The sequence below is a fragment of the Amycolatopsis sp. NBC_00348 genome (assembly GCF_036114655.1).
GTDB lineage: Bacteria > Actinomycetota > Actinomycetes > Mycobacteriales > Pseudonocardiaceae > Amycolatopsis.
The window spans coordinates 2,564,111-2,585,434 of record NZ_CP107994.1 but is presented as its reverse complement, the minus strand read 5'-3'; the positions used below and the strand labels follow the sequence as shown (position 1 = coordinate 2,585,434).

Genomic DNA, 21,324 nt, shown 5'->3' with positions numbered 1-21,324 from the left:
CATGACTGACCAGGTCCGCCTCGACCGTGACGGCGGGCTCGCCGTCCTGACCATCGACGCGCCGCCGTTGAACCTCTACACGGCTTCCCTGCAGGCCGACCTCGCCGCCGCCATCGGCTCGCTGGAGGACACCCCCGCCCGGGCGCTGCTGATCCGCGCCGAGGGCAAGATCGTCAGCGGCGGCGTGGACGTCTCGCTGTTCGACGCCCAGGGCTCGCCCGCCGAGGCGAAGGTGCTGTTCGACGAGATGCTCGCGGTGCCGGACCGGATCGCCGCGCTGCCGTTCCCCACCGTGTTCGCCGCCCACGGCCTGTGCCTGACCTGGGCGTTCGAGGTCGCGGTGGCCTGCGACCTCATCCTGGCCGCCTCGCGCGCGAAGTTCGGGCTGGTCGAGAAGGTCGTCGGGCTGACGCCGACCATGGGCGGCACCCAACGGCTCGCCGCGCGGGCGGGCGTCGGGCGCGCCAAGGAGTTCGTGATGACCGGCGACACCTACGACGCGGCGACGATGGAGCGCTGGAACGTCGTCAACCGCGTCCTGCCGGACGAGGGCTTCGACGCCGCGGCCCGCGCGTTCGCCCAGCGGCTGGCCGACGGCCCGACCCGCGCCCACGCGGCGACCAAGCGCGTCCTGGACCACTTCGCCGCGGGCGGCGTCCCGGAGGCCAACGCGCACATCACGACGATCGCGGCGGAGCTGTTCGAGACCGAGGACCTCCGGGGCGCCGTGAAGTCGTTCCTCGCGGACGGCCCGGGCAAGGCGACGTTCTCCGGACGTTAACAGTCCGTTCGGACAACGGTTTCCGCCGTTCGGGCGTGCGCGGATCGTCCCGCTCCGGGCTACATTCGAATTTGGTCTAGACCACCACATTCGTCTGCTTCGTGTCGCTTGGAGAACCGCCATGAGACGCACGCCCGCACGACTACGCTCCGCGCTCGCCGCACTGCTGATAGCAGCAGGCGGCGTCGCGGCGCTGGCCCCGCCCGCCGCCGCGGCCGGTTCGCTGACCGCCGCACTCGCCCTGAGCGGCACGACCGGCACCTACACCGTCACCAACGCCGGAACCGCCTCGGTCAGCAACTGGGCGATCACCTTCACGCTGCCCGCCGGCGTCACCGCCAGCACCGGCGACAACGCCACGGTGACCCAGAACGGCACCCAGGTCACGCTGACCCCGGCGTACTACATCGCGACGCTGGCGCCGGGCCGCAGCACCTACCCGTACAACCCGACGTTCCGGCTCAGCGCGGCCGCGACCCCGACTCAGTGCCGCGTCGACAACGCCAACTGCGACGGGTCACCGGACACGCCACCCGGCGCGCCCGCGAACTTGCGGCTGGTCGCGAAGACGACGACCACGGCCGCGGTGGCCTGGAACGCGTCGACGGCCGGCTCGCTGCCGGTCACCGGCTACGACGTCTACCGGGACGGGACGCTCGCCACGTCCGTCACCGGCACCAGCGCCACGATCAGCGGGCTGACGCCGAACACGGCGTACTCGTTCACCGTGAAGGCCAAGGACGCCAAGGGCACGGCGTCGCCGGCGAGTGCGGCGCTGGCCGTCACCACCAACAACCCGGCCAACGACACGCAGGCACCCACGGTGCCCAGCGGTCTGCGGTCGACGTCGGCCGACGCGGCTTCGGTGTCGCTCACGTGGACCGCGTCCACCGACAACACCGGCGTCGTCAGCTACGACGTCTACCGCGGGAGCACCCTGGCGACGACGGTCACCACGACCGCCGCCGTCGTCACCGGCCTGTCACCGTCCACTTCGTACACGTTCACGGTGCGCGCCCGGGACGGCTACGACAACGTGTCGGCGCCGAGCGCCGCCGTCACCGCGAAGACCGGCGACATCGTCTCGGGCTACGCGAAGGTCGGCTACTTCGTGCAGTGGGGCATCTACGGGCGCCAGTACTTCGTCAAGAACCTCGAGACGACCGGCGCGGCCGCGAAGCTGACGCACCTGCTGTACGCGTTCGAGAACATCGACCCGGTGAACCTGACCTGCCTCTCCGGCGTCACGAAGGGCACCACGGCGAACCCGCAGGACCCGAGCCAGGGCGACGGCGCCGGTGACGCCGAGGCCGACTACTCACGGCCGTTCGCGGCGGCCCAGTCGGTCGACGGCGTGGCCGACACCGGCTGGGAAGCGTTGCGCGGCAACTTCAACCAGCTCAAGAAGCTCAAGGCGAAGCACCCGAACCTGAAGGTGCTGGTCTCCCTGGGCGGCTGGACGTACTCGAAGTACTTCTCCGACGTCGCGGCCACCGACGCGTCGCGCAAGAAGTTCGTCTCGTCGTGCGTCGACACCTGGATCAAGGGCAACCTGGCGTCCTACGGCGGCGCCGGCGGCCCGGGCACCGCGGCCGGGCTCTTCGACGGCATCGACATCGACTGGGAGTGGCCCGCCAGCGCCGACGGCCACCCCGGCAACCACTGGAGCCCGAACGACAAGAACAACCTGACCGCGTTGATGGCCGAGTTCCGCACGCAGCTCGACGCGTACGGCGCGACCACCGGCAAGCGGTACCAGCTGCAGGCCTTCACCCCGGCGGACCCGGCCAAGGTCGCGGCCGGGTGGGACCTGTCGAAGATCTTCGGCTACCTCGACGTCGCGAACGTGCAGGGGTACGACTTCCACGGGTCGGGCAGCGACAACTCGTGGGAGCCGAACCGCACCGGCCACCAGGGCAACCTGTACGCCGACGCGGACGACCCGTACAACTTCCACTTCAGCGCCGAGGCGGCGATCAACGCGTACACGAACGCGGGCGTCGATCCACGGCGGCTGACGCTCGGCTTGGCCTTCTACGGCCGCGGCTGGCAGGGCGTCGCCGCGGGCGGGAAGAACGGCGAGTGGCAGTCGGCGACCGGCGCGGCGCCGGGGCAGTTCCCCGAGGAGGCCGGCACGCGCGGGTATTCGAACCTCCTCGCGAGCGTCCCCGGGTGCACGGTCTACCACGACACAGCGGCCGTCGCGACGTCCTGCTACACGGGCAACGGCGGCCAGTGGTGGACGTTCGACGACGCGTGGTCGATCGGGCTGAAGACCACCTGGCTCAAGTCCCGCGGCCTGCTCGGCGTGATGGCGTGGGAGATGTCGGGTGACACCGGGGCGCTGATGAACGCGGTCAGCGCGGGTCTCGGTTAACGGAACGGCTATTCAGCCCGCTGAACGGAAATCGTCTTCCGTTCAGCGGGCTGAACATTTCGCTCTTTCTTTCCTTCACGACACGAAGAAAGGCATTGCCCGCTCTTGACTGACGGTGGTCTGGACCATAAAACTGTCGGGACAGCGCGCTGGTGATCCACCTCACATCGTCGTCCCGAGGAGAGCCATGTCCGCATCCCGCTGGAGGAAAGTCGTCACGCTCGCCGCCGCCGTCCCGCTCGCACTGGGCCTGGTCGCCACCCCGGCACCCGCGGCGCCGGCCACGTTCACCCACCCGGGTGTGCTGGTCAGCCGGCCGCAGCTGGACTTCGCGAAGGCACAGGTGAACGCCGGCGCCCAGCCGTGGAAAGCCGCTTACGACCAAGCCAAAGCGAGCACGTACGCATCGCTTTCGCGCACGCCGAAACCGCGGTCGGTCGTCGAATGCGGCCCGTACTCGGACCCGAACCTCGGCTGCACCGATGAGCGGGAAGACGCGATCGCGGCGTACACGGACGCGCTGATCTGGTACATCTCGGGCGACGCCCGCTACGCGCAGAAGGCGATCGCCCTGATGGACGCGTGGTCGGCGACGATCACCAACCACACCAACAGCAACGCGCCCCTGCAGACGGGCTGGGCGGGCTCGTCGTGGCCCCGCGCGGCGGAGATCATCAAGTACACGTACACGAGCTGGCCGAACTCGGGCCGGTTCGGCACGATGCTGCGCAACGTCTACCTGAACAAAATCATCAACGGCAGCAACAGCAACGGCAACTGGGAACTGTCCATGATGGAGGCCGCGGTGGGCATCTCGGTCTTCCTGGAGGACAAGACGAACTACGACAAGGCGGTAACCCGCTACCGCAACCGCGTCGCGGCGTACGTCTACCTCACTTCCGACGGCGCCCTGCCGAAGACGGTCCCGGGCAGCGGCCTGTCCACACGCGACCAGATCGTGGGCTACTGGCAGGGCCAGGGCACGTTCGTGGACGGCCTCACACAGGAGACATGCCGCGACTTCGTCCACACGGGCTACGGCATAGCGGCGATCGCGGACGTGGCGGAGACCCTGCGCATCCAGGGCCAGGACGTCTACGGAACCGACGTCGGCGAGCGCCTGCGCCAAGCACTGGGCTTCCAGTCGAAGTACGAACTGGACACGGCGGTCCCGTCCTGGCTCTGCGGCGGCAGCGTGAAGCGAGGCCTGGGCCCGGTGACGGAGGTGGGCTTCAACGCGCTGCACGGCCGCCTGGGCATCGCGATGGCCAACACGCAGACCCTGACGGAGAGCAAGCGCCCGGCGGGCACGAACGCGTTGTTCGTCGCGTGGCAGACGCTGACCCACGCGAACAACCCAGCGTGACCTGACCCTTGCCCGCCTGCCTCTGCTTTGCCCTGGATCTTTGGGTTTCCGCAGGTCAGGCGGGCAAGGCACCCTGGTTACAGAGCCGTTTCGAGGGCGCGCTAGAGTACTCACACGCACTGAGAAGTGCGGGTCCGGGCTGTGGCGCAGTTTGGTAGCGCACTTGACTGGGGGTCAAGGGGTCGCAGGTTCGAATCCTGTCAGCCCGACCGGATCAGCCACGTTCACGCAGGTGGACGTGGCTTTTTTCATTCCCGAGGTAGCTCCGGACGCGACTCAGCCCCGGGGCTGCCCACATTCTGCCCACATGCCCCGGGGCTGATCATCACGCCGCCATGCTCGCCAGCGCCTGAGTACGTCGAGCGTCGAGCACGTCCGCTACCTCATCGAGGCGGTCCGGGAAGAGGTGCCCGTACACGTTGAGGGTCATGGCCGCGTCAGCGTGCCCGAGCATCTGCTGAACGACCTTCACGTCCGCGCCAGCCGCGATGGCGAGGGAGGCCGCAGTGTGCCGCAGCTTGTGCGGGGTGAGCCCGGCGACACCGAGGTCAGCGGCCTTGAGTGCCGCGTTGAACTCCCGGACGCGCCAGTTGTTCGCCCGCAGCGACTGACCCCGCCCTGTCGTGAACAGCAGGTCGTCGGACTGCCGGCCGGTCACCAGCGGACGCAGCACCGGCACAAGCGACGCCGGAAAAGAGACGGTTCTCTTCTTCCCGGTCTTCGGTGGCCCCTCGTGCTGCACCCCACCGACCTCGAAGAACGTCACGGCGACCCGGATGCGCCGCTTGGCGAGGTCCAAGCGCCCGACCCGCAGCGATGCCGCCTCACCCCACCGAAGGCCGGTGTAGGCCAGCAGCAAGATGAGTGCGCGGTTGATCTCGGAGCCCGCCGTTGGTCGGTCATACTTCGTGCGGAGGACGGCAGCAGAGTCAGCGAGCGTCTCCACCTGTTCGTAAGTGAGGTAGACGTGTTCCGCGTCCGGACGCACCGGCAGCTTGACCCCGCGCGCCGGGTTGACCAGGATGCGACGCGGCACGCACCAGTCGAGCACCATCGAAAACACGCGGTACGCATGCCGAGCCTGCGAGGGCCCGAGACCACTCCCGCCCTTGTCCTTCGACTTCAGCAGGTCGGCCACCCACAGCGCCACGTCTTCGCGGTGGATCGCATTGAGCGGCCGGCCGCCCCATTTGACGTTGACGTGGTTGTCGAGGAGACCTCGGTACTTCCACCACGTCGACTGGCGCAGGTCGTGGCGGCTTTCGAGCCACTTCTCCCCCATCTCGGCAAAGGTCACCTTCGACGACTTCGGATCCACATAGGACCCACCACGAAGGCTGTCTTCGAGCTCCGTCCGGCGCGCCTCTGCCTTGTCCTTGTTCGGCGCCGTCTCGGACCGGAGCTTGCCGGTCACGTCGTAGTAGCGGACCTCCCAGCGGGCCGGTGGTCGTCGCCCAGCCGCCTTCGCTTTCGTCACGGCCTCGCGATGCGCCGCCTTCTTCAGTCGGTCGTACACCCACGCACGAGCCATCAGCAGGCCGCCTGTCCGTCGATCCAGGTGTCGACGTCGGACGGCCGGTAGCGGACGTACTTGCCGACGCGGAAACCTGCCGGGCCTTTGCCGGTCTTGCGCCACTGGTAGAGCGTGTTCACCGGGACCTGGAGGTAAGAGGACAGATCTTCAATACTGAGCAGCCGGTCATTCATGGTCGTTTTCCTTGCTGTACTTGAGTTTTCGGTCGTCTCGGATGCGTTCGGCGATGCCTGCGGCGAGTTCGCGTTCCGCGTCGTCGCGGTAGCCGGAGCCGTCAAAGGCCCAGTCGTTGACCACGGCGATCGAGTCGGCGCGGTCGTCCAGACCCAGCCGTTCGAGGGTTTCGGCGAGCCGGAAAGCCCGGCGGTCACCGCGGATGGCCTTGAACGTCGTGGAGTAGGCCAGCGACTTGGTGAGGAAGTGGCCCCGGAACGCGAGCATGTGCGCCCACCGGCGGAGCTTCAGGTCCTCGAACGCTGGCAGGTCCCCGAGGTCCCAGGCGGTTTGGATGATGCGGCGGTGGTGCGCGGTCACCTTCAGGTGATCGATGTCGAGCTGGGAGCGGATCGGCCGGTCGGCGGCTTCGCTCTTGCCGGTGCCCTTGGTGGCGTACTTCGCGATGTACGCGGCCAGTCGGGCTTCGGAGATCTGGCCGTTGTCGTCTTCCAGCTCGGCCGAGGCGGCGGGTTCGATGCGGCGGACGTCGACCTGCGCGCCCCAGGTGACCGGCAACTCTGTCCCGTCCGGGTAGGCAGCGGGCACGAGCACGGCCCCAGCGGCCGCGTACACGGCGTCTTCCAGCAGATCCGGGTGAGCCCACCGGGGAGCGGGTGACACCGCGCCCTCGGGGCCATCCAGGCGGACCACGGCGTGGAAGTGCACGAGCCCGCGCCGCTGGTATTCGGCGACCTTGCCGTAAGAGAGCCGGGCCTGTTCGGTGAACTCGCGAGCCTTGAGCCCGGCGCGTTTGGCGATCTCCCGGCGCAGCCGCGTCGTGAAGCGCTGCCACAGGACCCCGGCGTGCGCCTGCCAGATCACCGACCCGACGTAGTCGTAGGTCTCCGGGTCCAGTGGAGCGCCGATGCGGGTGTCGTCGTCGTGGTGGTACTCCCCGCACCCGCACGGCCGACGCTTCCCGGACTTCGTGGTGTGGGCGGTGTGGACGGGGCCGAAGGACGGGGCGGTGAGGGTGACGAATGCGCGGGGCCGGTCGCCGACTGTGGTGGGGATGCCCTTGTGGCCGCCGATGAGCCCGGCGCGGATGAGGTGGAAGGCGTCGGCGGCGTAGCGGTCGGAGCAGGCCGGGCAGACCCCGGAGCGGCGGTTGCCGCACGGGGCGAAGATGTCGCCGCCGTGGTGGTGCAGGACAGCGCCGGTGGTGGCGTCCTGGAGCTGGTGCGCCCCGGAGAGCCGGATGGGGCGGGCGCAGCCGTTGACGGCGCGGACTTTGGCTCGCCAGTTCTGGTAGTCCAGGGCCTTCACGCGGGCGGCGAGACGGTCTTCCAACGTCAGCATGTCGGAGCCTTTCGGTTGGCGGGCATGAGAACGGCGTGGGAACCCGGGCCGGGTTGGTGGCCGGGCTCCCGCGCCGTGCGGGTGTGCCGTGTACGGAGGCGGGCTACTTGGTGATGTGCAGGTCGTACGCGGCGTCCGCCACGCGCCGCATTTCCGCCGCTTCCTCTTCGTGGATGCGGGCCATCTCGCCGGCCACTTCGGACAGGCGGAGCAGCGCCTCACGGTTGCGGCCGCCGGTCTCGTTGATGACCGACTTGTTCGCAGTATCGAAGTCCTCCTGCAGGCGGACGAGTCTGTCCAGGTTGGACGTCGCTTTCGTCACGGGTGTGTCCTTCCGGTGGGGTCAGGCGGTGAGGTCGTGCAGGATCTGCGCTGCCATCGGTTCCGGGACGCGCACGACGCGGCGGATCTCCTCGATCGTCAGCTCGCGCCCTTCGCTGCGGGCGGTCTCGGCCACGGTGTTGATCCGGCTGGTCAGCTCGGCCGGGAGCTTGAGTCGAGGCCGGGCCGGCGTGACCACGGTGGCCGGCGGCGGGGCCGCGTGCGTCACGACGTCGGTGCGGGAGGCGGTCACTGCGACCGGCTCGGGCTCCGCAGCGGCCTGTGGGATAGCTGGGCTCTCCGGGGCCGGGGTGCGGCGCATGAGGAGCTTGACGACCACGAGGAACCCGAGTGCCGGCATCGCGGCCACCAGCCAGCCAGCCGGGGTGGGTTCGGCGAGCGCGACCTGTGCAGCCATCTGCACGCCGAACCCGGCCACCAACACGGCCAGCGGGAACGTGACCTTGCGGGAACCTGCGCCGGCACGGTGGTCACGCTGGATCTCGAACCCGGCCACGATGACGATGCCCTCGATCACCACGGCGTCGGCCCAGGCGATCCAGCCGACCTGTCCGTGGTGGACGGCCCAGTCGTGAGTGTGGGTGAACCCGGCCGCCGCGCCGATGCTCCCGAGGACCACGGCGACCAGGACCCGGACGACGTCCACCAGCCGACGAGTCTTGTTCGAACTATCCGCAGTGGACATGACGAGTCTCCTTTCAGGACGGTTAGGACTTCGGGAACATCCCGCAGTCGAGCGCGATGCCGGCGAGGCGCCGGAACTCGGCGGCCTCTTCTTCGTGGATGCCGGCGATCTCGTCGGCCAGTTCGGACAGCCGCATGAACGCGGTGTGGCCGTGGTCGTCGGCGTTCTCGCCCTTGCGGCAGGTGTCGAGGAACTCCTCCTGCAGCTCGTGCAGCTTGCGCATGTTCGCGTGGGTGTCGGTCACGGCGTGCCTCCGAAGGGTGCGAGGTTGGACCAGCGCTGGAGCATGTCCCGGCCGCGTCGGGTCAGCCGAAGCGGCAGGACGGGTTTGCGGACGACGCCGTGCAGGCACGAGATCGTTTCGCGGGCCGGGCTGCGTTCGATGTAGCCGATGGACACCAGGTGCATCACCACGTCGTCGTCCTGGGCGGCCCGGCAGTGGCCCTCACCGTCGAGGACCATCACGCGGTCGGTGTCATCCAGCAGCCCGTATCGACCGTCGCGGACTTCGGCGAGCACGTCCTTGGCCACCAGCGGGTTCCCGGGTGAGCCGAGCGGCTTGCGACGTCCCCGTGCCGGAGGGCACGCGCGGCCGGTGGTCGGTGCCGGCGTCGGGGCGGGGGTGCCGAACAGGCCGAGCTGTCCGGGGTCGGCGCGCCGCGTCATCGGATGCGCTCCCGTCCGACGTCGCCGAACTCGCGGTTGCGGAACTCGGTCACCCCGAGCACCATCCCGAGCCCGACGCAGCCGAACACGGCCGCGACGATCCAGAACAGCACCGACCAGCCCTGTCCGAGATGGATCAGGTAGAGCACGAGCGCGGCCGGGACGCCGTATTTGGCGTAGAGCCAGGCTCGCCACACGTAGAAACCGAGACGCCACATGGTCAGTCCTCCTCATCGGGTCGGTGGTTCGGGCAGAACACGAGCTGTTCGCAGGTCCAGCGCCACCCGGGCTCCCGGGTCAGGTACTGGCCGAGTTCGGTCCAGTCGGCGAAGCGCATCCGCTCGTCGTCGGAGAACTCGCCGCACACGACGCAGCGGGCGTAGTAGGCGACGCTGTACTCGCCGATGAGCACCAGATCCCCCGGCTCCCGCAGGACCGACGCCCAGGTCACGGCGTCCTCGCGAGAGGAGTACAGGCGCTCGCTCAGCGGCTCCAGGCCCCGGTTGGTCGACTTCTGGATCTTGAAGTGCGGGGCGTGCACGACGGCCGGGTAGTTGATCGCGGCCATCACGCCACCACCGAGAGTCCGGTGACCGGCCGGACGGAGCGGATGAAGGTGATCAGTTCGTCGATCTCGCGGTCGTCGACGTAGGCGGCACGGACGCGCTGCGGGACACGGGTGCGCTGCCGCACGACGTAGCCGATGCCGGCGGTGTCCGGGACGTTCGGGATCTCATCCGCCAGCGCGCCCCGCAGCCGGGCGCCGTCACCGAGAACCATGTCCACGTGCGACTGTGCGGTGACCCGCAGGCAAATCCGGGTCGGGAACAGCTCCCGAACCGGGACCGTGTCCTTAGTCGGCTCCTGCACGAGCGCGGTCATCCCGTGCCCGGTCGCGCGGCCCTGCGAACCCACAATGGCGAGCTGCTTGCGCAGGTTCCGGGCGATCGAGCCGTCGCCGTAGGCCAGCAACGCGCCGATCTCGTCGATGATCAGCAGGTTGAGCGGCGTCTCCCGCGAGATCGTGATCTTGCGGGTGCCGGTCGCGGCGAACTGCTGCTGCACGGAGCGGAGATCGTTGACGTAGTCGTCGACCAGCTCGGCGCAGTCTTGCTCGTTGTCGGCGTAGCGGTGGGCGACACCGCCGTCGGCGAACTTGCGGAACTCCAGTTGCTTCGGGTCGCAGACCCACAACCGGACCAGCCCGTCGCGGATCAGCGGAGCCAAGCCTCGCAGCATCGACATCACGATCGAGTTCTTGCCCGCCCCGGTCGCGCCGGCCACGAAGACGTGCGTGCCGGCGACCTTGAGGCGCCAGTCGGTGCCGTATTCGGTGTCGCCGACGTAGATGTCGTTCACGTCGACCGCGTCCACCGTGTCGGGCATCTCCGGGGCCGGGATGGTCTCGGTGAACGGCTCGGACCGTTCGATGATCAACGCGACGTAGCCGGGCTTCGGGTGCTCGAACGCGATCCGCTGCACCTTCAGCGTGTCGGCGAGCCGTTCGAGGTTCTCCTCGATCGAGCGGCGAGCCTGCCCGCGCGCCAGGGCCAGCGTGACGACGTCCACCGACGGGGAGAACGAACGCAGCCGGGTGATGCGCGGGAACAGGTCCTCGCCGGTCTTGCGGTCGGTGACGTACATGTCGCACGCCCGCAGTGCCCGGGTGAAGCGCGGCCCGAGGTAGGCCGACCAGCGGCGGCGCCAGGCCCGAAGCCGCGGGGCCGCGTAGTGGTCGAAGGTGTCCGGGTGCGCGCGGTACCAGCAGAGCAGGGCGCCGGCCGTTCCGCCCGTGATCCCGCCGGTGGCGCTCCAGCCGAGCTCGAGCCCGGTCCCGACGATGGCGCCCGGTCCTACGGTGGCGCCGGGGTGGCGCAGCAGCCACTTGAGCGCCTTGATTTCGGTCCCGATCTTGCGGGACGACTTGGGGGTGTTCATGGGTTGGTGGTCCTCTCGTGCAGCACGAGACCGGCCCCGCGTCCCGTGATGGGAGGTGGCGGGGCCGGTCTCGTGCGAAACGGATCATGTGCGGTTGATCAGGACTGGATGGCGGTCCGAGCGTCGATCAGCTCGGTGGTGAGCGTGCCCATCGCGCGGGCCATGCGGTCGTGCGCGGCCTTGAAGCCGTTCTTGTGCAGCGGCATCCCGCGCATCGACTCCTTGAGCTGGGTGAGCGTGGAACCGAGGTCATCGACGACCCGGTCGACCTGGTGTGCCATGTCAGAACCTCCAGTCCCGCGAGACCAGCTCGGCCTCGTGCTTCTTGCCGAGCACGCGCATCCGGTCCAGTTCGTCGAACGCCTTGGTGCGCAGTGCCTTGAGTTCGTCCTTCGTGGCGATGGTCCAGGATTCGGTCATCGCGCCGTCGTCGTAGCGGTCGATGAGCTTGTCGACCTCGCCGAGGACTTCGGCGACCATGTCCATGTTGGACACGAACGTGGCGTAACGCTGCTGCGCCCGCCGGTTGAGTGCCGCGATCTGCATTCGGCTCTACCCTTCGCGTGTCGTAGCGACCAGGCCGGCCGCCGAAGTGAGGTCCGCTGCCAGGAAGCGCACCGCGTTCCCGACCGCGACCTTGATCTCCGGATCAGGTTCGGAGGCGACGAACGCGCGGTACGCGTCGTTGGCCGCCGTGATGATCGCCTGGATTTCCGGCATGTCAGTCTCCGTTCCGGATCACGTGCTGTGCGTGCTTCAGGCCCTCGCAGAAACCGGCCTGCCATCCCATGTCCTCGGTCGGTTCCGTGAGCGCGGCGGCCCGTTCCCGCTCCAGCCGAGCCGCGAGCATCCGGATCACCGTGCCGACCTTCACCGGGCGGCTCACCGTCCGGCCCTCCACGCCAGCGCCAGCCCCGAGACCAGCGCAAGCACCCCGAACACCGGGGCCGCGACCAACAGCAGCCCGACCAGCACGAGCCACACCAAGTACGTGAACACTGCCTTTCCTCCCTACATCTCCCACTGAGCGCCGCACACGGTGCACGTGGCAATCCGTGTCGGCGAAAGCCAGAAACTTGCCGAGCAGACGTGATCAGCCATCGCTAACCCCGCCTCGGGCCGTGCGGGTCATACGACGACAACCCACCCCGAACCGCGTTCATCCCACCCATTCGCCTCTCCTCTCCACTCGTGAACATCCGTGGTGAAACCCCAGGACTCCCGGACGAACAAGCCCGGCCGGGAATCGAGGCGCGCCACCACAAACAGCGCGTATTTAGGCATGGATCGGCCCACTCTGTATTTGTCAAAGAACAAGAAGTGCCCTTGCCCGACTCGAAAACGGGCAGCCAACCGACTTGGGAAGGGCTCCAGGGTGGTGAAGACGCGACAGCCGGGGAGGTAGCCGCGCGAACCGGTCACCCACCGGTCATGAGGTCAGGATCAGGCGGCGCGCTGCGCAGCACCCGCCCCGACAGGCTTGAGACCCATGGCCTTGAACCACAGACCCGAGCCGCTGATCCGGCCGTCATCCCCGGTGGTCTGCCACGTGTTGAGGACCGGGTCGATCAACTCGACGTAGGAGCCCTCCTCGAACCCCTCCCCCGGGTCCGCCGCGAGCGTCACCTTGATCTCTTCACCCTTCCCCGGCCGGCGCCCCTCCACCTGACGCGGCTTCGCGAACAGCATCACCACGAACGCCTGGTTCCCCTCGCGGTCCACCGCCGGGACCATCTCCCCCTTGACCTCGCGCATCTTCATGATCGGCGCCTCCGTGACCATGAACCGGTAACCCGAGCTGACGAACGGGATGTCCTGCATGCCCAAACCTCCTGGTCAAGACCTCCGGTGTAGACCCCCTAAACACCAGAAGCAAGCTGTTATCAGTCATCGTTGAGGGGGTCTAAACACGAAGGTACGCCGCCCTCGCCACAGGTGTCAAGGGGGTCTAAACTCTTCCTGCATGGAGGCCGAGAGCGAGTTCGACAGCGTCCGCAGTGACCCGGACCCGATCCGTCGCGGGCAAAGGGCATCCGCGCTGCTCGTCGTGTACCAGCAGCGGGCGACCGAGCTGGCCCGCCTCCGCAAAGAGGCCATCGAGGAAGCTCACCGGCTACGCGGGATGAGCTATACGGAGATCGCGGCGGCTCTCGGCATCACGAAGGGCCGAGTCACGCAGATCCGGTCAACCGCCCCCGGACCCGAGCGCGCATTCTTCGGCGTTGGCCCCGTCGCGATCGGCGTGCCTTGGCGCTACCAGACCACGGACCGCGAGCGGCCTCTCATCGCTGCCGAAGATGCACAGACCGGCGAACAGCTCGAACGTCTCGTCGAGAGTCTGTCGCTAGCGGTGACCCGCTTCCAGATCGAGCCGGACCGCGAAGCGTTGCCCGACGGCGATGCCATTGTCGTCTGCGGACCGAAGTCGGCCCCGGTGGCGGCGAATCTCATGGAGCGCGACCCCGTCCTCAGCATGATCAAGGATGCCGGCCGTTGGTGGATCGAGCACGAGCAGACCGGCGACCGGTACTGCTCCCCCGCTGACGACGACCCGGCCGAGTCCGCAGACATCGCGTACGTCGCCCGACACCAGATCGGAGGCCGGACCATCTTGCACGTCGCCGGCATCCACGGGATCGGCTCACTGGGCGCCACGCACTACTTGACTGGCCACCTCGCCGAACTGTTCAGCGAGACCCGTGAGCGGGAGTGCTCTTTCATCGTGCGCGCGACGTACGACGGACTCGCGATCACGGGGAGCGAACTCGCAGCCGGCCCGTTCAGGTGGTGAGTCGCATGCAGGTATCCACCGCGCAGCTCCCCCACATCGACGCAAGCGACGACAAGATCTTCGTCACGCCCAATGCCGTCATCGTCCTGGATGGAGCGTCAGCCTTCCGACCGGTGCCTGTCCCTGCGTCCGTCTACGCCGCCGATCTCGGGCAGCGGATTGCCCGGGCCTTGGACGAACACCCGGACATCGATCTCCGAGCAGCCGTGCGCAGCGCGATCGAGGCGACCACGAGCAAGCTCGGACTTCGGCCGGGAGACTCACCGTCGAGCACCGTGACGATTCTCCGCCGGCGGGGTGAGCAGGTCGACGTGTTCGCCCTTGGAGACAGCGTCGCAGTCCTCCCCGGTGGCATCGTGACCGATCCGCGTATCGATGACCTAGACCTCGAACCCAGGCGCGCCTACCGCGAAAGACTTGCGTCGGGAACCGGTTACGACGACACCCATCAGGCCCTACTCCGCGAACTCCAGACTCAGCAGACTGCCCGCCGGAACACCACACGGGGCTACTGGATTGCGGAAGCCGACCCGGACGCGGCCGACCATGCCGTCATAGCCGAGTACGCCGTCGAACGCGTTCCATGGGCGGTACTGGCTACCGATGGTGCCTACGACACGATCACGCACCTGGGTCTCGATGACTGGCCGAAGGTGTCTCAAGCGGACAGTGCCCAACTGGCCGACATCCTGGAGCAGTGCCAGTCCTGGGAGGACGAAGTCGACCCAGACGCCGTCGTACTCCCCCGCGCCAAGCAGCACGACGACAAGGCCATCGCGGCGGTCGACCTTCGCGCGTAGTCGGCGACGGACGTTGTGTTCAGAGTTTCTTTTCTTGTTCAAGGCGGCCCCTCCGGGGCCGCGCCGCTATCGGCCGGCACGCGCGGGGCCCGCCTCCGGCACCCACGCGACCGGCCGGCGGCCGCACCGGGGGCCGTAGCTCAAGAAGAAGAGAATGTCCTCGCCGGACGGGCAGGTCTCCGAGATGGCCGGGTCGAGCGCGGCAGTCGCGTCCGTGTGCGGCCAAACGGCATCTCGACGACCTCCCGGAGGGCTATCATGCCGTGTCAAGGGGGCAGCCGGACAGGCAGGCGGCGGTTAAGCGGAATGCCCCCTTGACACGGCATGATCGGGCTACGCCAGGTCGACGAGATGCCGAAAGGCCACCCACTAGCAGAAATAGGCAACGGTCACCAGGCCGTCAGGTATCGTCGACGCATGCCAACTCAGATTCCCTTGTGGGTAACACTGGTTCTAGCGATAATCGCAATCATGGGGCCCATAGGTGGCGCGTTGATAGGCGGGATGATCACCGCTCGTCGCGATGATCGACGCTGGGAACGCGAGCTGGAACGCGAAGAAGCGCGCTGGCAGCGTGAAACCGAGCGCGAAGAGGCTCGCCGTGAGCGGGAAATCAAGCGCGAAGACCACAGATACTGGCTTGAACTTCGCGCAACTACATATACCGAGGTAATCGTACATTGGCGGAAATTTACCTATGTCGGACACGGCATTGTCGCCGTTCTGAAATTGGCTGCAAAGAAGGGAGTTCAGCCAGAAATGAAGGAACGTTACAGCGCCCTAAAGGAGGCCGAGGGCGAGCTTAGAGACGCACTGGCCAAGTCTGAGCTCTACTCAACACTGAAAATGCATATCATGTCCATTGATGCTAGAACCTCAGCTTCAAACTTCCGCAGGTCTGTCAGTGAAACTGATACAGCCTTGATAAAGTCGCAAGACGCAAGCGACAATCTCGCAGAGACTATTGCAAACCTAGATAAATGCAACAAGGAACAAGTCGAGTTTGCGCGTGCAATCAAGAATGAGCTTGAAACTCCTAATGGAACTTATTAAAAAATCCGCAAATTTCACCGGTTCGACAACGGGTAAGCGTGTGGGCCACCAGCGGCAGCCCATATGCTGCCTGTGTGACACCGGTGAAGCACCACCAACGACCATGGTCAAGGACTCACATCTTTCCTGTGCGGCGGATGGACGGGCTGCCCACATTCTGCCCACATGGCACCAGCGAGCGACGACAAGTGATCATGACCAACGACCTAGATCGTGCCTGCACAACGGCGATATCCGATCGACTGCGCAGGTCCTCGAACCGGCGAGTAAGTGCAAGGGGTCGCAGGTTCGAATCCTGTCAGCCCGACCGGATCGGCCACCTTTACGCAGGTAGAGGTGGCCTTTTTCATGTCCGCGCTCGTTTCAGCCGTCGTCGGCGTGCTCCGCGCGGCGGCCCGAGGGAGGCCGCCGCCCCATGAGTTTTGATCTCTACATCTGGCGGGAACCGCACCCGATCACCGATGAGCGCGCCGCCGAGGTTTGCCGGCAGCTCGGGGACGGCCGCGACGACGTGGTCGATCCCGACAGCCGGGTCTTGGCTTTCCGCGACGAGTTGGCCGGCCACTTTCCCGACCTGGAAAGCCTCAGTGTCAACGAGCTCGAGTCCTCGCCCTGGGCCATGAGCCCGGATGCGACGTCGCGTCGGGTGGTTCTCTGCATGAGCTGGTCCCGTCTCGATGGGGCCGTGTCGTTCGTCCTCGAGCTCGCCGGCCGGCACGGTCTGGTCTGCTTCGACCCGCAGAGCCAGCGGGTCCACAACCCCAAGACCGCCGCAGCCGGCGGTCTGCGGCTGCAGTGCTGTGACGGCAGCCGGATCGACGATCCCAGCCGGGACGATCTCCACCTGCACCTTCGCCGGCTCTCCGCGGAGAACTGGCACGCCACCCTGGAACGCCGGCCTGGCTGGTTCGTGCAGGTCGGCATCGGCCAGTACGCCGGGAACGTGCCCCCGGGGAAGTTCGCGGTGGAGTACCGGGAGGGCGAACCCGATCTGCACTACCGCGTCCTCGTCGACACCCTCGACGAGGTCATGGCCGTCTTCGACGGATTCGCCGTCGGTGACGAGGTTTGGAAGACGACCCATCCCTGGGCGAAATACTGACGCCTGGCGCGCCATCGACGTTGCCGGACGTCAAACAGCACGCGGGATCCGTGCGACCGCGTCCAACTGTCGCGACGACTCAACCGGGAGCGGGGGTCGGGCGTGTGGGGTGCAGGGAACCGCGCGGCTGAAGACGCGTGGTGGATGGGGGGACACGAAATGACCAAGATCGCCGCGACGTTGCTGGCCGTCATCGCTCTGGGACTGGGGCTTGCTCCTGCTGCTACCGCTCAGGAAGGCGCAAGTCTCGAGGTCTATCCGACCGAGGTGCGACCCGGGGCCATCTTCGGGACCGGTATCCGCGGCGTGTGCGAGACCTACTCGGACGTCACCTCGGACGGGTTCGCCGCACCCGTTCAGCTGGTCGGGGATCCCGACGAATTGTGGGCGACCGGCGACGCCGTTCGCACGCCGGGGACCTACACCGTGACCGCCACCTGTGATTCCGAGGTCTTGACCACCACCTTCACGGTCCTTCCCCACCAGCCGCCGTCCTGGTGGCTCTCCCCGATCGACGTGCAGCCCGGCGGGGAGATCTGGGGTGGGTCGGACATCATCAGCGGGTGCCCCGGCGGGCCGGTCGGGCCCGTTACTTCGCCCGGCTTCGCCGCTCCGCTGCAATTCACCACGGGTGGGAACTTCGGGCGATTCAGCGGGAAGACCACCGCCGGCGCTACTCCCGGGACCTACACCGCGACCCTGCAGTGCGCCGGCACGCCGATCATCGGCACGCTGCACTTCACGGTGGCCGCCGGCTGATCCGGCTCGTTGTGTGCCGCAGGCCGCCGTCGGGCGGCTTGCGGCTCACTCGCCGAGAAACGTTCCCATGCCGACTGACGGGGTCATTCCCCAGAGCAGAATCTCTTTGCGTCCAGGGTGCTTGCCGCCGCGCATTGCGAAACGCGTCAGGCGTGGCCTGACAAGGTCAGTGAACCCAGGAACGACGACGTCCAGTCCGAAAGTTCCTCCAGGCGGGACATCAAGCCCTCGATTTCCGCCCAGCGGCGGTGTTCGCGCTCCAGGTCCGGGACCAGGGAGTCGCCTACCAACAGCAGTAACGTGGCTGTCTCGTACGCCACGTCCGCCAGCTGCAGGAACGGGCGGTACTCCGGCTCCGTCCCTGTGCCGTGGCAGGACGCCCACGAGCGGGCGGCGTGGCCGGTGAGGCGGCAGGTCTCCTCGATCGTCGCGCGCAGGGTGGAGCGGCGGGATGTCGGCGATGGTTCCAGCAGCGGGGCTATGTTCCAGGCCACCGACAGCAGGCAGCACCCCGCGTCGTCCATCGAGTTGTTCATCACGCGACGTACTTTGCTCAGCGACGCGCACACGCAAGGCGTTGCGACTCGCCCTTTCACCCCATCGTGTGGGAAGTTGACCCGGCCGTGAGCATCGGGATCGAGATGAAGTCCGCCAGTGCTTGCTGGCCTGCCGCGTTCGCGTGGATTCCGTCGCCGTTGTCGTACGCCGGGTTGATGCTGTTCGGCTTCAGGGGGTCCTTCAGGACCTCGTCGAAGTCGAGGATGCCCGTGCACAGGCCGCCGCAGTTGTTCCAGCGTTCTACGAACAGCGCTATCTCGTGGCGATCCAGGTTGTTCTTGTCGCTGTAGCCCGGTCGTGGGGTGCTCGGGGTGACGTAGATGGCGATGCCTGCCGCGCGGAGGCGGGCGAAGACCGCTCGGTAGCTGTCCAGGACCGCCGTCGCGTCGCAGCCGTACGCCAGGTCGTTCGTTCCGTAGTAGTAGATCACCGACTTGACGCCGTGCAGGGCCAGGACGTCTCGGTCCAGGCGGCTCGCGGCGTCCAGGCCGACTACACCCGGCGGGATGTTCGGGCACGTAGGAGCGCTCGTCGTTCCCGAGACTCCCGCGTTGGCGACGGCCAGGCCCGAACCGGCGGCTCGACGCGCCAGGTCGTCCGTCCAGCGGCGGTCGGCGCCCAGCTGGGTGCAGCCGGGGCCGCAGTTCGTGCTGCCTATTCCGTCGACCACCGAGCTGCCGAACGGGACCACCGTGCCCTTCAGCGCCGTGTTGTGCACGTCCACCGCGCTGACGACGTAAGTGGAGCCCACCGTCTGCGCGAATGCCGAACCGCCGGCGTCACCAGTGTGGTCCCCCGCGCCGGCAGCCGTCAGGAAGTTGTCGCGCAGGGCCGCGCCGTGGCGGCCGACCACCGCCGACCCCGGTACCGACATGCTCACGGCCAGGTTCGTGTCCGGCTTGGTGGTCAGGCGCAGCTCGTCGCTCCACGCCTCTCCCCCGGCCGGGATGGTGACGGCGCGGGCGCCTGCGAAGGTGAGGTCGCGGGGCGCGGTCACCGCCGCTCCACCCGCGCTCACGCCCGCCGTGGCGTGGGCCACCGACAGCGGGCCCGTGCCGAACGTGTTCTGCAGGCGGACGCGGATCGCGTCGCCGCCCTGGCTCAGGTGGGTGATCATCCGCAGGGACTGCGCGTTCAACGGGGTGTCCGCGCGGCCGTCCTGCGACTGGGCCCACGAGGTGAACCACGCCTGTCCGGCTCCCGCGGCGACCGGCGCCGCCGCGAACGCCAGGGCCGAAACCGCCGCCAGAACCGCCACCTTGCCGCGCACAGGCACCTCCGTAGTCCACAAAGGACGAAACGAAAACCGTGACAGTACCGAGAATAGGGAGCCGCCCCCGCGCGGACAACAGCGCGGGGGCGGTCCTGTCCGATCTTGTCAGCCGGCGGCGCGCTCGATCAGGTCGGCGATCGCGACGGGCTGGGACGCCAGCGACGCGTGCCCGGACTCGAGCTCGATCGTCTCGCGGGCGCCGATGCGGGCGGCCATGCGGCGCTGGTTGTCCGGGGCGATCATCCGGTCCTGGGCCGAAACCTGGTACCAGGACGGCTTCTGCTTCCACGCCGGGTCCGTCACCGGGTCGCCGAACGTCGAGCCGACCGGCGCCTTCTGCGTGACGGCCATGACCCGGGCCTCGTCCTCGGGCAGGTCCTGGCAGAAGCTCTCGTGGAACTTGTCCTGCGCGATCCACAGGTAGCCGTCGGAGTCCGGCGCGATGTTCGCGCCGCCCGGGGCGTCGTGGCCCTCGCTGACCGTCGCCAGGCTCTCCCCCGCGTCGGGCGCGAACGCCGCGACGTACACCAGGCCCGTCACGTTCGGCAGCGTCCCGGCCTCGGTGATGACGGCGCCGCCGTACGAGTGACCGACCAGCAGCACGGGCCCGTCGACCTGCGCGACCATCTGCCGGGTGCGGGCCGCGTCGGCGGCCAGCGACGTCAGCGGGTTCTCGACCGCGTGGAGCGCCCCGAATCCGCGCTTGTCCAGCTCTCCGATGACCTTCGCCCAGTGCGCGGCGCCACCCCAGAAGCCGTGGACCAGCACCACCGTCGGCTTGGCAGACATGATGGGGTTTCCTCCTCGATCAGGCGCGCCGGGTCCGCTCGTGCGGACTCGCTCGCGCATACTGCCTTCGCAGCCTATGAGGAGGTTCGAGCAAGAACCATGGCCCAGAGACCGGAAAACTTTGCCGATTCACCGCCGCTGCCCGCGTACGGCGAGCAGGACGCGCTCTCCGACGTCCTGCAGGCCATCCACCTGCAAGGCGGCGACGTGCGCCGGCACACCGACGTCGTCGAGCGCTATCCCGCCGGGACGCGGTCGCTGCACCTCGTGGGGGCGGGGCGGGTCCGCCTCGACGTCGAGGGCGAGGCGCCTGTCGAGCTGAACCACGGCGACATGGCGCTGCTCGCCCGCGGTGACGCGCACGTCGTCCGCCCGGCGCCGGTCGCGGACTGGGTGACCGGCGAGTTCCTCGTCGAAACCGTGGTCGCCGCGCCGCTGCTCGGTGTTCTCCCCGCGGCGATCGTGATCCGCGGCGACGCCGGGACGGCGGCGTGGCTCCCGCTGAGCCGGGACCTGCTCCTGTCCGAGGTCACCCGGCCCGAGCCCGGCGCCCGCGTGATGGTGTCGCGGCTGCTCGACCTGCTCTTCATCCGCTCGCTGCGGACGTGGGCGGCCTCCGGCGACGCGGTGCACCCCGGCTGGCTGACCGCGGCGATGGACCCGGCGCTCGGGCCCGCGCTCACGGCGATCCACCGCGACCCCGGGCGTGACTGGCCGGTCGACGAGCTGGCCCGGCTGACGTCGCTGTCGCGCTCGGCCTTCGCGGCCCGGTTCGCCGAGTCCGTCGGCGAGCCGCCCGGGGCGTACGTCCAGCGGCGACGGCTGGACCACGCGGCCCGCCTGCTGCGCTCGACGGGCGAGCCGGCAGGGCGGATCGCGGCCCGCGTCGGCTACGCCTCGGAGGCCGCGTTCAGCCGGGCCTTCTCCCGCGCGTACGGGAGTTCGCCCCGGGCCTGGCGCGGCGCCGCCGGTTCCGGTTCGATGGACCGATGAGC

27 protein-coding genes and 1 tRNA gene are annotated in these 21,324 nt (G+C 68.2%); 10 read left to right on the top strand and 18 right to left on the bottom strand.

The annotated features are described in order from the left end of the window. The first annotated feature begins 1 nt into the window (after nucleotide 1). The 4 genes from OHS58_RS11665 to OHS58_RS11650 all read left to right on the top strand — a co-directional run bounded on the left by OHS58_RS11665 (nucleotide 2) and on the right by OHS58_RS11650 (nucleotide 4,733). On the top strand, nucleotides 2-781 hold the full coding sequence (locus OHS58_RS11665; protein ID WP_328648236.1) for an enoyl-CoA hydratase/isomerase family protein: 780 nt from the start codon (nucleotides 2-4) through the stop codon (nucleotides 779-781). 121 nt (nucleotides 782-902) lie between these two features. Next, nucleotides 903-3,158, top strand: a complete 2,256-nt coding sequence (locus tag OHS58_RS11660; RefSeq protein ID WP_328648235.1) for a glycosyl hydrolase family 18 protein — start codon at nucleotides 903-905, stop codon at nucleotides 3,156-3,158. Between the two features lie 187 nt (nucleotides 3,159-3,345). Further along, nucleotides 3,346-4,524 carry an alginate lyase family protein gene (locus OHS58_RS11655; RefSeq protein WP_328648234.1) on the top strand — a complete coding sequence of 393 codons (1,179 nt, stop codon included), beginning with the start codon at nucleotides 3,346-3,348 and terminating at the stop codon, nucleotides 4,522-4,524. A gap of 135 nt (nucleotides 4,525-4,659) precedes the next feature. Then, a tRNA-Pro gene (locus tag OHS58_RS11650) sits at nucleotides 4,660-4,733 on the top strand. Between the two features lie 116 nt (nucleotides 4,734-4,849). On the opposite strand, the gene OHS58_RS11645 is transcribed toward OHS58_RS11650, so the two are convergent. The 15 genes from OHS58_RS11645 to OHS58_RS11575 all read right to left on the bottom strand — a co-directional run bounded on the left by OHS58_RS11645 (nucleotide 4,850) and on the right by OHS58_RS11575 (nucleotide 13,025). Further along, nucleotides 4,850-6,040, bottom strand: a complete 1,191-nt coding sequence (locus OHS58_RS11645; RefSeq protein WP_328454725.1) for a tyrosine-type recombinase/integrase — start codon at nucleotides 6,038-6,040, stop codon at nucleotides 4,850-4,852. A 14-nt stretch (nucleotides 6,041-6,054) separates the two neighbouring features. Continuing rightward, nucleotides 6,055-6,231, bottom strand: a complete 177-nt coding sequence (locus OHS58_RS11640) for a helix-turn-helix transcriptional regulator (RefSeq protein ID WP_247052035.1) — start codon at nucleotides 6,229-6,231, stop codon at nucleotides 6,055-6,057. Beyond that, on the bottom strand, nucleotides 6,224-7,573 hold the full coding sequence (locus OHS58_RS11635; RefSeq protein ID WP_328648233.1) for a replication initiator: 1,350 nt from the start codon (nucleotides 7,571-7,573) through the stop codon (nucleotides 6,224-6,226). Before OHS58_RS11635 ends, OHS58_RS11640 begins: the two co-directional genes overlap by 8 nt. A 103-nt stretch (nucleotides 7,574-7,676) precedes the next feature. Next, the gene (locus OHS58_RS11630) at nucleotides 7,677-7,895 is read right to left on the bottom strand and encodes a hypothetical protein (RefSeq protein ID WP_328454720.1); all 219 of its coding nucleotides are present in this window, start codon (nucleotides 7,893-7,895) and stop codon (nucleotides 7,677-7,679) included. A gap of 21 nt (nucleotides 7,896-7,916) precedes the next feature. Then, complete coding sequence (locus tag OHS58_RS11625) at nucleotides 7,917-8,600, bottom strand: DUF2637 domain-containing protein (RefSeq protein ID WP_328648232.1); 684 nt, start codon at nucleotides 8,598-8,600, stop codon at nucleotides 7,917-7,919. Nucleotides 8,601-8,622: 22 nt separating this feature from the next. Beyond that, nucleotides 8,623-8,844: a hypothetical protein gene (locus tag OHS58_RS11620; protein ID WP_328454717.1), complete on the bottom strand. Its 222-nt coding sequence runs from the start codon at nucleotides 8,842-8,844 to the stop codon at nucleotides 8,623-8,625. Beyond that, nucleotides 8,841-9,266, bottom strand: coding sequence for a hypothetical protein (locus tag OHS58_RS11615; RefSeq protein WP_328648231.1), 426 nt, complete (start codon nucleotides 9,264-9,266; stop codon nucleotides 8,841-8,843). The genes OHS58_RS11620 and OHS58_RS11615 overlap by 4 nt, the downstream gene beginning before the upstream one ends. After that, nucleotides 9,263-9,484 carry a hypothetical protein gene (locus OHS58_RS11610; RefSeq protein WP_328648230.1) on the bottom strand — a complete coding sequence of 74 codons (222 nt, stop codon included), beginning with the start codon at nucleotides 9,482-9,484 and terminating at the stop codon, nucleotides 9,263-9,265. The genes OHS58_RS11615 and OHS58_RS11610 overlap by 4 nt, the downstream gene beginning before the upstream one ends. Nucleotides 9,485-9,486: 2 nt before the next feature. Next, on the bottom strand, nucleotides 9,487-9,834 hold the full coding sequence (locus OHS58_RS11605; protein ID WP_328648229.1) for a hypothetical protein: 348 nt from the start codon (nucleotides 9,832-9,834) through the stop codon (nucleotides 9,487-9,489). After that, complete coding sequence (locus tag OHS58_RS11600) at nucleotides 9,834-11,204, bottom strand: FtsK/SpoIIIE domain-containing protein (protein ID WP_328648228.1); 1,371 nt, start codon at nucleotides 11,202-11,204, stop codon at nucleotides 9,834-9,836. The genes OHS58_RS11605 and OHS58_RS11600 overlap by 1 nt, the downstream gene beginning before the upstream one ends. Nucleotides 11,205-11,302: 98 nt before the next feature. After that, the gene (locus OHS58_RS11595) at nucleotides 11,303-11,485 is read right to left on the bottom strand and encodes a hypothetical protein (RefSeq protein WP_328454707.1); all 183 of its coding nucleotides are present in this window, start codon (nucleotides 11,483-11,485) and stop codon (nucleotides 11,303-11,305) included. Nucleotide 11,486: 1 nt separating this feature from the next. Continuing rightward, a complete protein-coding gene (locus OHS58_RS11590; RefSeq protein ID WP_328454705.1) occupies nucleotides 11,487-11,750 on the bottom strand; it encodes a hypothetical protein in 264 nt (87 codons plus the stop codon). A 6-nt stretch (nucleotides 11,751-11,756) separates the two neighbouring features. Beyond that, a complete protein-coding gene (locus OHS58_RS11585; RefSeq protein WP_328454703.1) occupies nucleotides 11,757-11,924 on the bottom strand; it encodes a hypothetical protein in 168 nt (55 codons plus the stop codon). A 1-nt stretch (nucleotide 11,925) separates the two neighbouring features. Further along, complete coding sequence (locus OHS58_RS11580; RefSeq protein WP_328648227.1) at nucleotides 11,926-12,090, bottom strand: hypothetical protein; 165 nt, start codon at nucleotides 12,088-12,090, stop codon at nucleotides 11,926-11,928. Nucleotides 12,091-12,647: 557 nt separating this feature from the next. Beyond that, nucleotides 12,648-13,025, bottom strand: coding sequence for a hypothetical protein (locus OHS58_RS11575; protein WP_328454699.1), 378 nt, complete (start codon nucleotides 13,023-13,025; stop codon nucleotides 12,648-12,650). A 142-nt stretch (nucleotides 13,026-13,167) separates the two neighbouring features. Here OHS58_RS11575 and OHS58_RS11570 point away from each other — a divergent pair, with 142 nt between their 5' ends. The 5 genes from OHS58_RS11570 to OHS58_RS11550 all read left to right on the top strand — a co-directional run bounded on the left by OHS58_RS11570 (nucleotide 13,168) and on the right by OHS58_RS11550 (nucleotide 17,709). Further along, nucleotides 13,168-13,995 (top strand): hypothetical protein, encoded by an 828-nt coding sequence (locus OHS58_RS11570; RefSeq protein ID WP_328454697.1) that lies wholly within the window; start codon nucleotides 13,168-13,170, stop codon nucleotides 13,993-13,995. Between the two features lie 5 nt (nucleotides 13,996-14,000). Then, nucleotides 14,001-14,795, top strand: a complete 795-nt coding sequence (locus OHS58_RS11565; protein ID WP_328454695.1) for a hypothetical protein — start codon at nucleotides 14,001-14,003, stop codon at nucleotides 14,793-14,795. Nucleotides 14,796-15,212: 417 nt separating this feature from the next. Beyond that, nucleotides 15,213-15,848, top strand: coding sequence for a hypothetical protein (locus OHS58_RS11560; RefSeq protein ID WP_328454693.1), 636 nt, complete (start codon nucleotides 15,213-15,215; stop codon nucleotides 15,846-15,848). A 415-nt stretch (nucleotides 15,849-16,263) separates the two neighbouring features. Next, nucleotides 16,264-16,950, top strand: coding sequence for a hypothetical protein (locus tag OHS58_RS11555; RefSeq protein WP_328648226.1), 687 nt, complete (start codon nucleotides 16,264-16,266; stop codon nucleotides 16,948-16,950). A gap of 159 nt (nucleotides 16,951-17,109) precedes the next feature. Then, the gene (locus tag OHS58_RS11550) at nucleotides 17,110-17,709 is read left to right on the top strand and encodes a hypothetical protein (protein WP_328648225.1); all 600 of its coding nucleotides are present in this window, start codon (nucleotides 17,110-17,112) and stop codon (nucleotides 17,707-17,709) included. Nucleotides 17,710-17,855: 146 nt separating this feature from the next. Here the strand turns inward: OHS58_RS11550 and OHS58_RS11545 are convergent, their stop codons facing one another. The 3 genes from OHS58_RS11545 to OHS58_RS11535 form a co-directional block, all read right to left on the bottom strand. Continuing rightward, the gene (locus OHS58_RS11545) at nucleotides 17,856-18,245 is read right to left on the bottom strand and encodes a hypothetical protein (protein ID WP_328649794.1); all 390 of its coding nucleotides are present in this window, start codon (nucleotides 18,243-18,245) and stop codon (nucleotides 17,856-17,858) included. Nucleotides 18,246-18,301: 56 nt separating this feature from the next. Further along, nucleotides 18,302-19,537 (bottom strand): GDSL-type esterase/lipase family protein, encoded by a 1,236-nt coding sequence (locus OHS58_RS11540; RefSeq protein WP_328648224.1) that lies wholly within the window; start codon nucleotides 19,535-19,537, stop codon nucleotides 18,302-18,304. Between the two features lie 108 nt (nucleotides 19,538-19,645). Then, the gene (locus OHS58_RS11535; protein WP_328648223.1) at nucleotides 19,646-20,329 is read right to left on the bottom strand and encodes an alpha/beta hydrolase; all 684 of its coding nucleotides are present in this window, start codon (nucleotides 20,327-20,329) and stop codon (nucleotides 19,646-19,648) included. A gap of 99 nt (nucleotides 20,330-20,428) precedes the next feature. Here OHS58_RS11535 and OHS58_RS11530 point away from each other — a divergent pair, with 99 nt between their 5' ends. After that, nucleotides 20,429-21,322: an AraC family transcriptional regulator gene (locus OHS58_RS11530; RefSeq protein WP_328648222.1), complete on the top strand. Its 894-nt coding sequence runs from the start codon at nucleotides 20,429-20,431 to the stop codon at nucleotides 21,320-21,322. Nucleotides 21,323-21,324 lie beyond the last annotated feature (2 nt).

Bases quoted from the DNA above. Each gene is read 5' to 3' on its own strand.
- OHS58_RS11665 (WP_328648236.1), top strand. From the start codon at position 2: ATGACTGACCAGGTCCGCCTCGACCGTGACGGCGGGCTCGCCGTCCTG.
- OHS58_RS11660 (WP_328648235.1), top strand. From the start codon at position 903: ATGAGACGCACGCCCGCACGACTACGCTCCGCGCTCGCCGCACTGCTG.
- OHS58_RS11655 (WP_328648234.1), top strand. From the start codon at position 3,346: ATGTCCGCATCCCGCTGGAGGAAAGTCGTCACGCTCGCCGCCGCCGTC.
- OHS58_RS11640 (WP_247052035.1), bottom strand. From the start codon at position 6,231: ATGAATGACCGGCTGCTCAGTATTGAAGATCTGTCCTCTTACCTCCAG.
- OHS58_RS11635 (WP_328648233.1), bottom strand. From the start codon at position 7,573: ATGCTGACGTTGGAAGACCGTCTCGCCGCCCGCGTGAAGGCCCTGGAC.
- OHS58_RS11625 (WP_328648232.1), bottom strand. From the start codon at position 8,600: ATGTCCACTGCGGATAGTTCGAACAAGACTCGTCGGCTGGTGGACGTC.
- OHS58_RS11615 (WP_328648231.1), bottom strand. From the start codon at position 9,266: ATGACGCGGCGCGCCGACCCCGGACAGCTCGGCCTGTTCGGCACCCCC.
- OHS58_RS11610 (WP_328648230.1), bottom strand. From the start codon at position 9,484: ATGTGGCGTCTCGGTTTCTACGTGTGGCGAGCCTGGCTCTACGCCAAA.
- OHS58_RS11605 (WP_328648229.1), bottom strand. From the start codon at position 9,834: ATGGCCGCGATCAACTACCCGGCCGTCGTGCACGCCCCGCACTTCAAG.
- OHS58_RS11600 (WP_328648228.1), bottom strand. From the start codon at position 11,204: ATGAACACCCCCAAGTCGTCCCGCAAGATCGGGACCGAAATCAAGGCG.
- OHS58_RS11595 (WP_328454707.1), bottom strand. From the start codon at position 11,485: ATGGCACACCAGGTCGACCGGGTCGTCGATGACCTCGGTTCCACGCTC.
- OHS58_RS11590 (WP_328454705.1), bottom strand. From the start codon at position 11,750: ATGCAGATCGCGGCACTCAACCGGCGGGCGCAGCAGCGTTACGCCACG.
- OHS58_RS11585 (WP_328454703.1), bottom strand. From the start codon at position 11,924: ATGCCGGAAATCCAGGCGATCATCACGGCGGCCAACGACGCGTACCGC.
- OHS58_RS11575 (WP_328454699.1), bottom strand. From the start codon at position 13,025: ATGCAGGACATCCCGTTCGTCAGCTCGGGTTACCGGTTCATGGTCACG.
- OHS58_RS11570 (WP_328454697.1), top strand. From the start codon at position 13,168: ATGGAGGCCGAGAGCGAGTTCGACAGCGTCCGCAGTGACCCGGACCCG.
- OHS58_RS11565 (WP_328454695.1), top strand. From the start codon at position 14,001: ATGCAGGTATCCACCGCGCAGCTCCCCCACATCGACGCAAGCGACGAC.
- OHS58_RS11560 (WP_328454693.1), top strand. From the start codon at position 15,213: ATGCCAACTCAGATTCCCTTGTGGGTAACACTGGTTCTAGCGATAATC.
- OHS58_RS11555 (WP_328648226.1), top strand. From the start codon at position 16,264: ATGAGTTTTGATCTCTACATCTGGCGGGAACCGCACCCGATCACCGAT.
- OHS58_RS11550 (WP_328648225.1), top strand. From the start codon at position 17,110: ATGACCAAGATCGCCGCGACGTTGCTGGCCGTCATCGCTCTGGGACTG.
- OHS58_RS11545 (WP_328649794.1), bottom strand. From the start codon at position 18,245: ATGAACAACTCGATGGACGACGCGGGGTGCTGCCTGCTGTCGGTGGCC.
- OHS58_RS11535 (WP_328648223.1), bottom strand. From the start codon at position 20,329: ATGTCTGCCAAGCCGACGGTGGTGCTGGTCCACGGCTTCTGGGGTGGC.
- OHS58_RS11530 (WP_328648222.1), top strand. From the start codon at position 20,429: ATGGCCCAGAGACCGGAAAACTTTGCCGATTCACCGCCGCTGCCCGCG.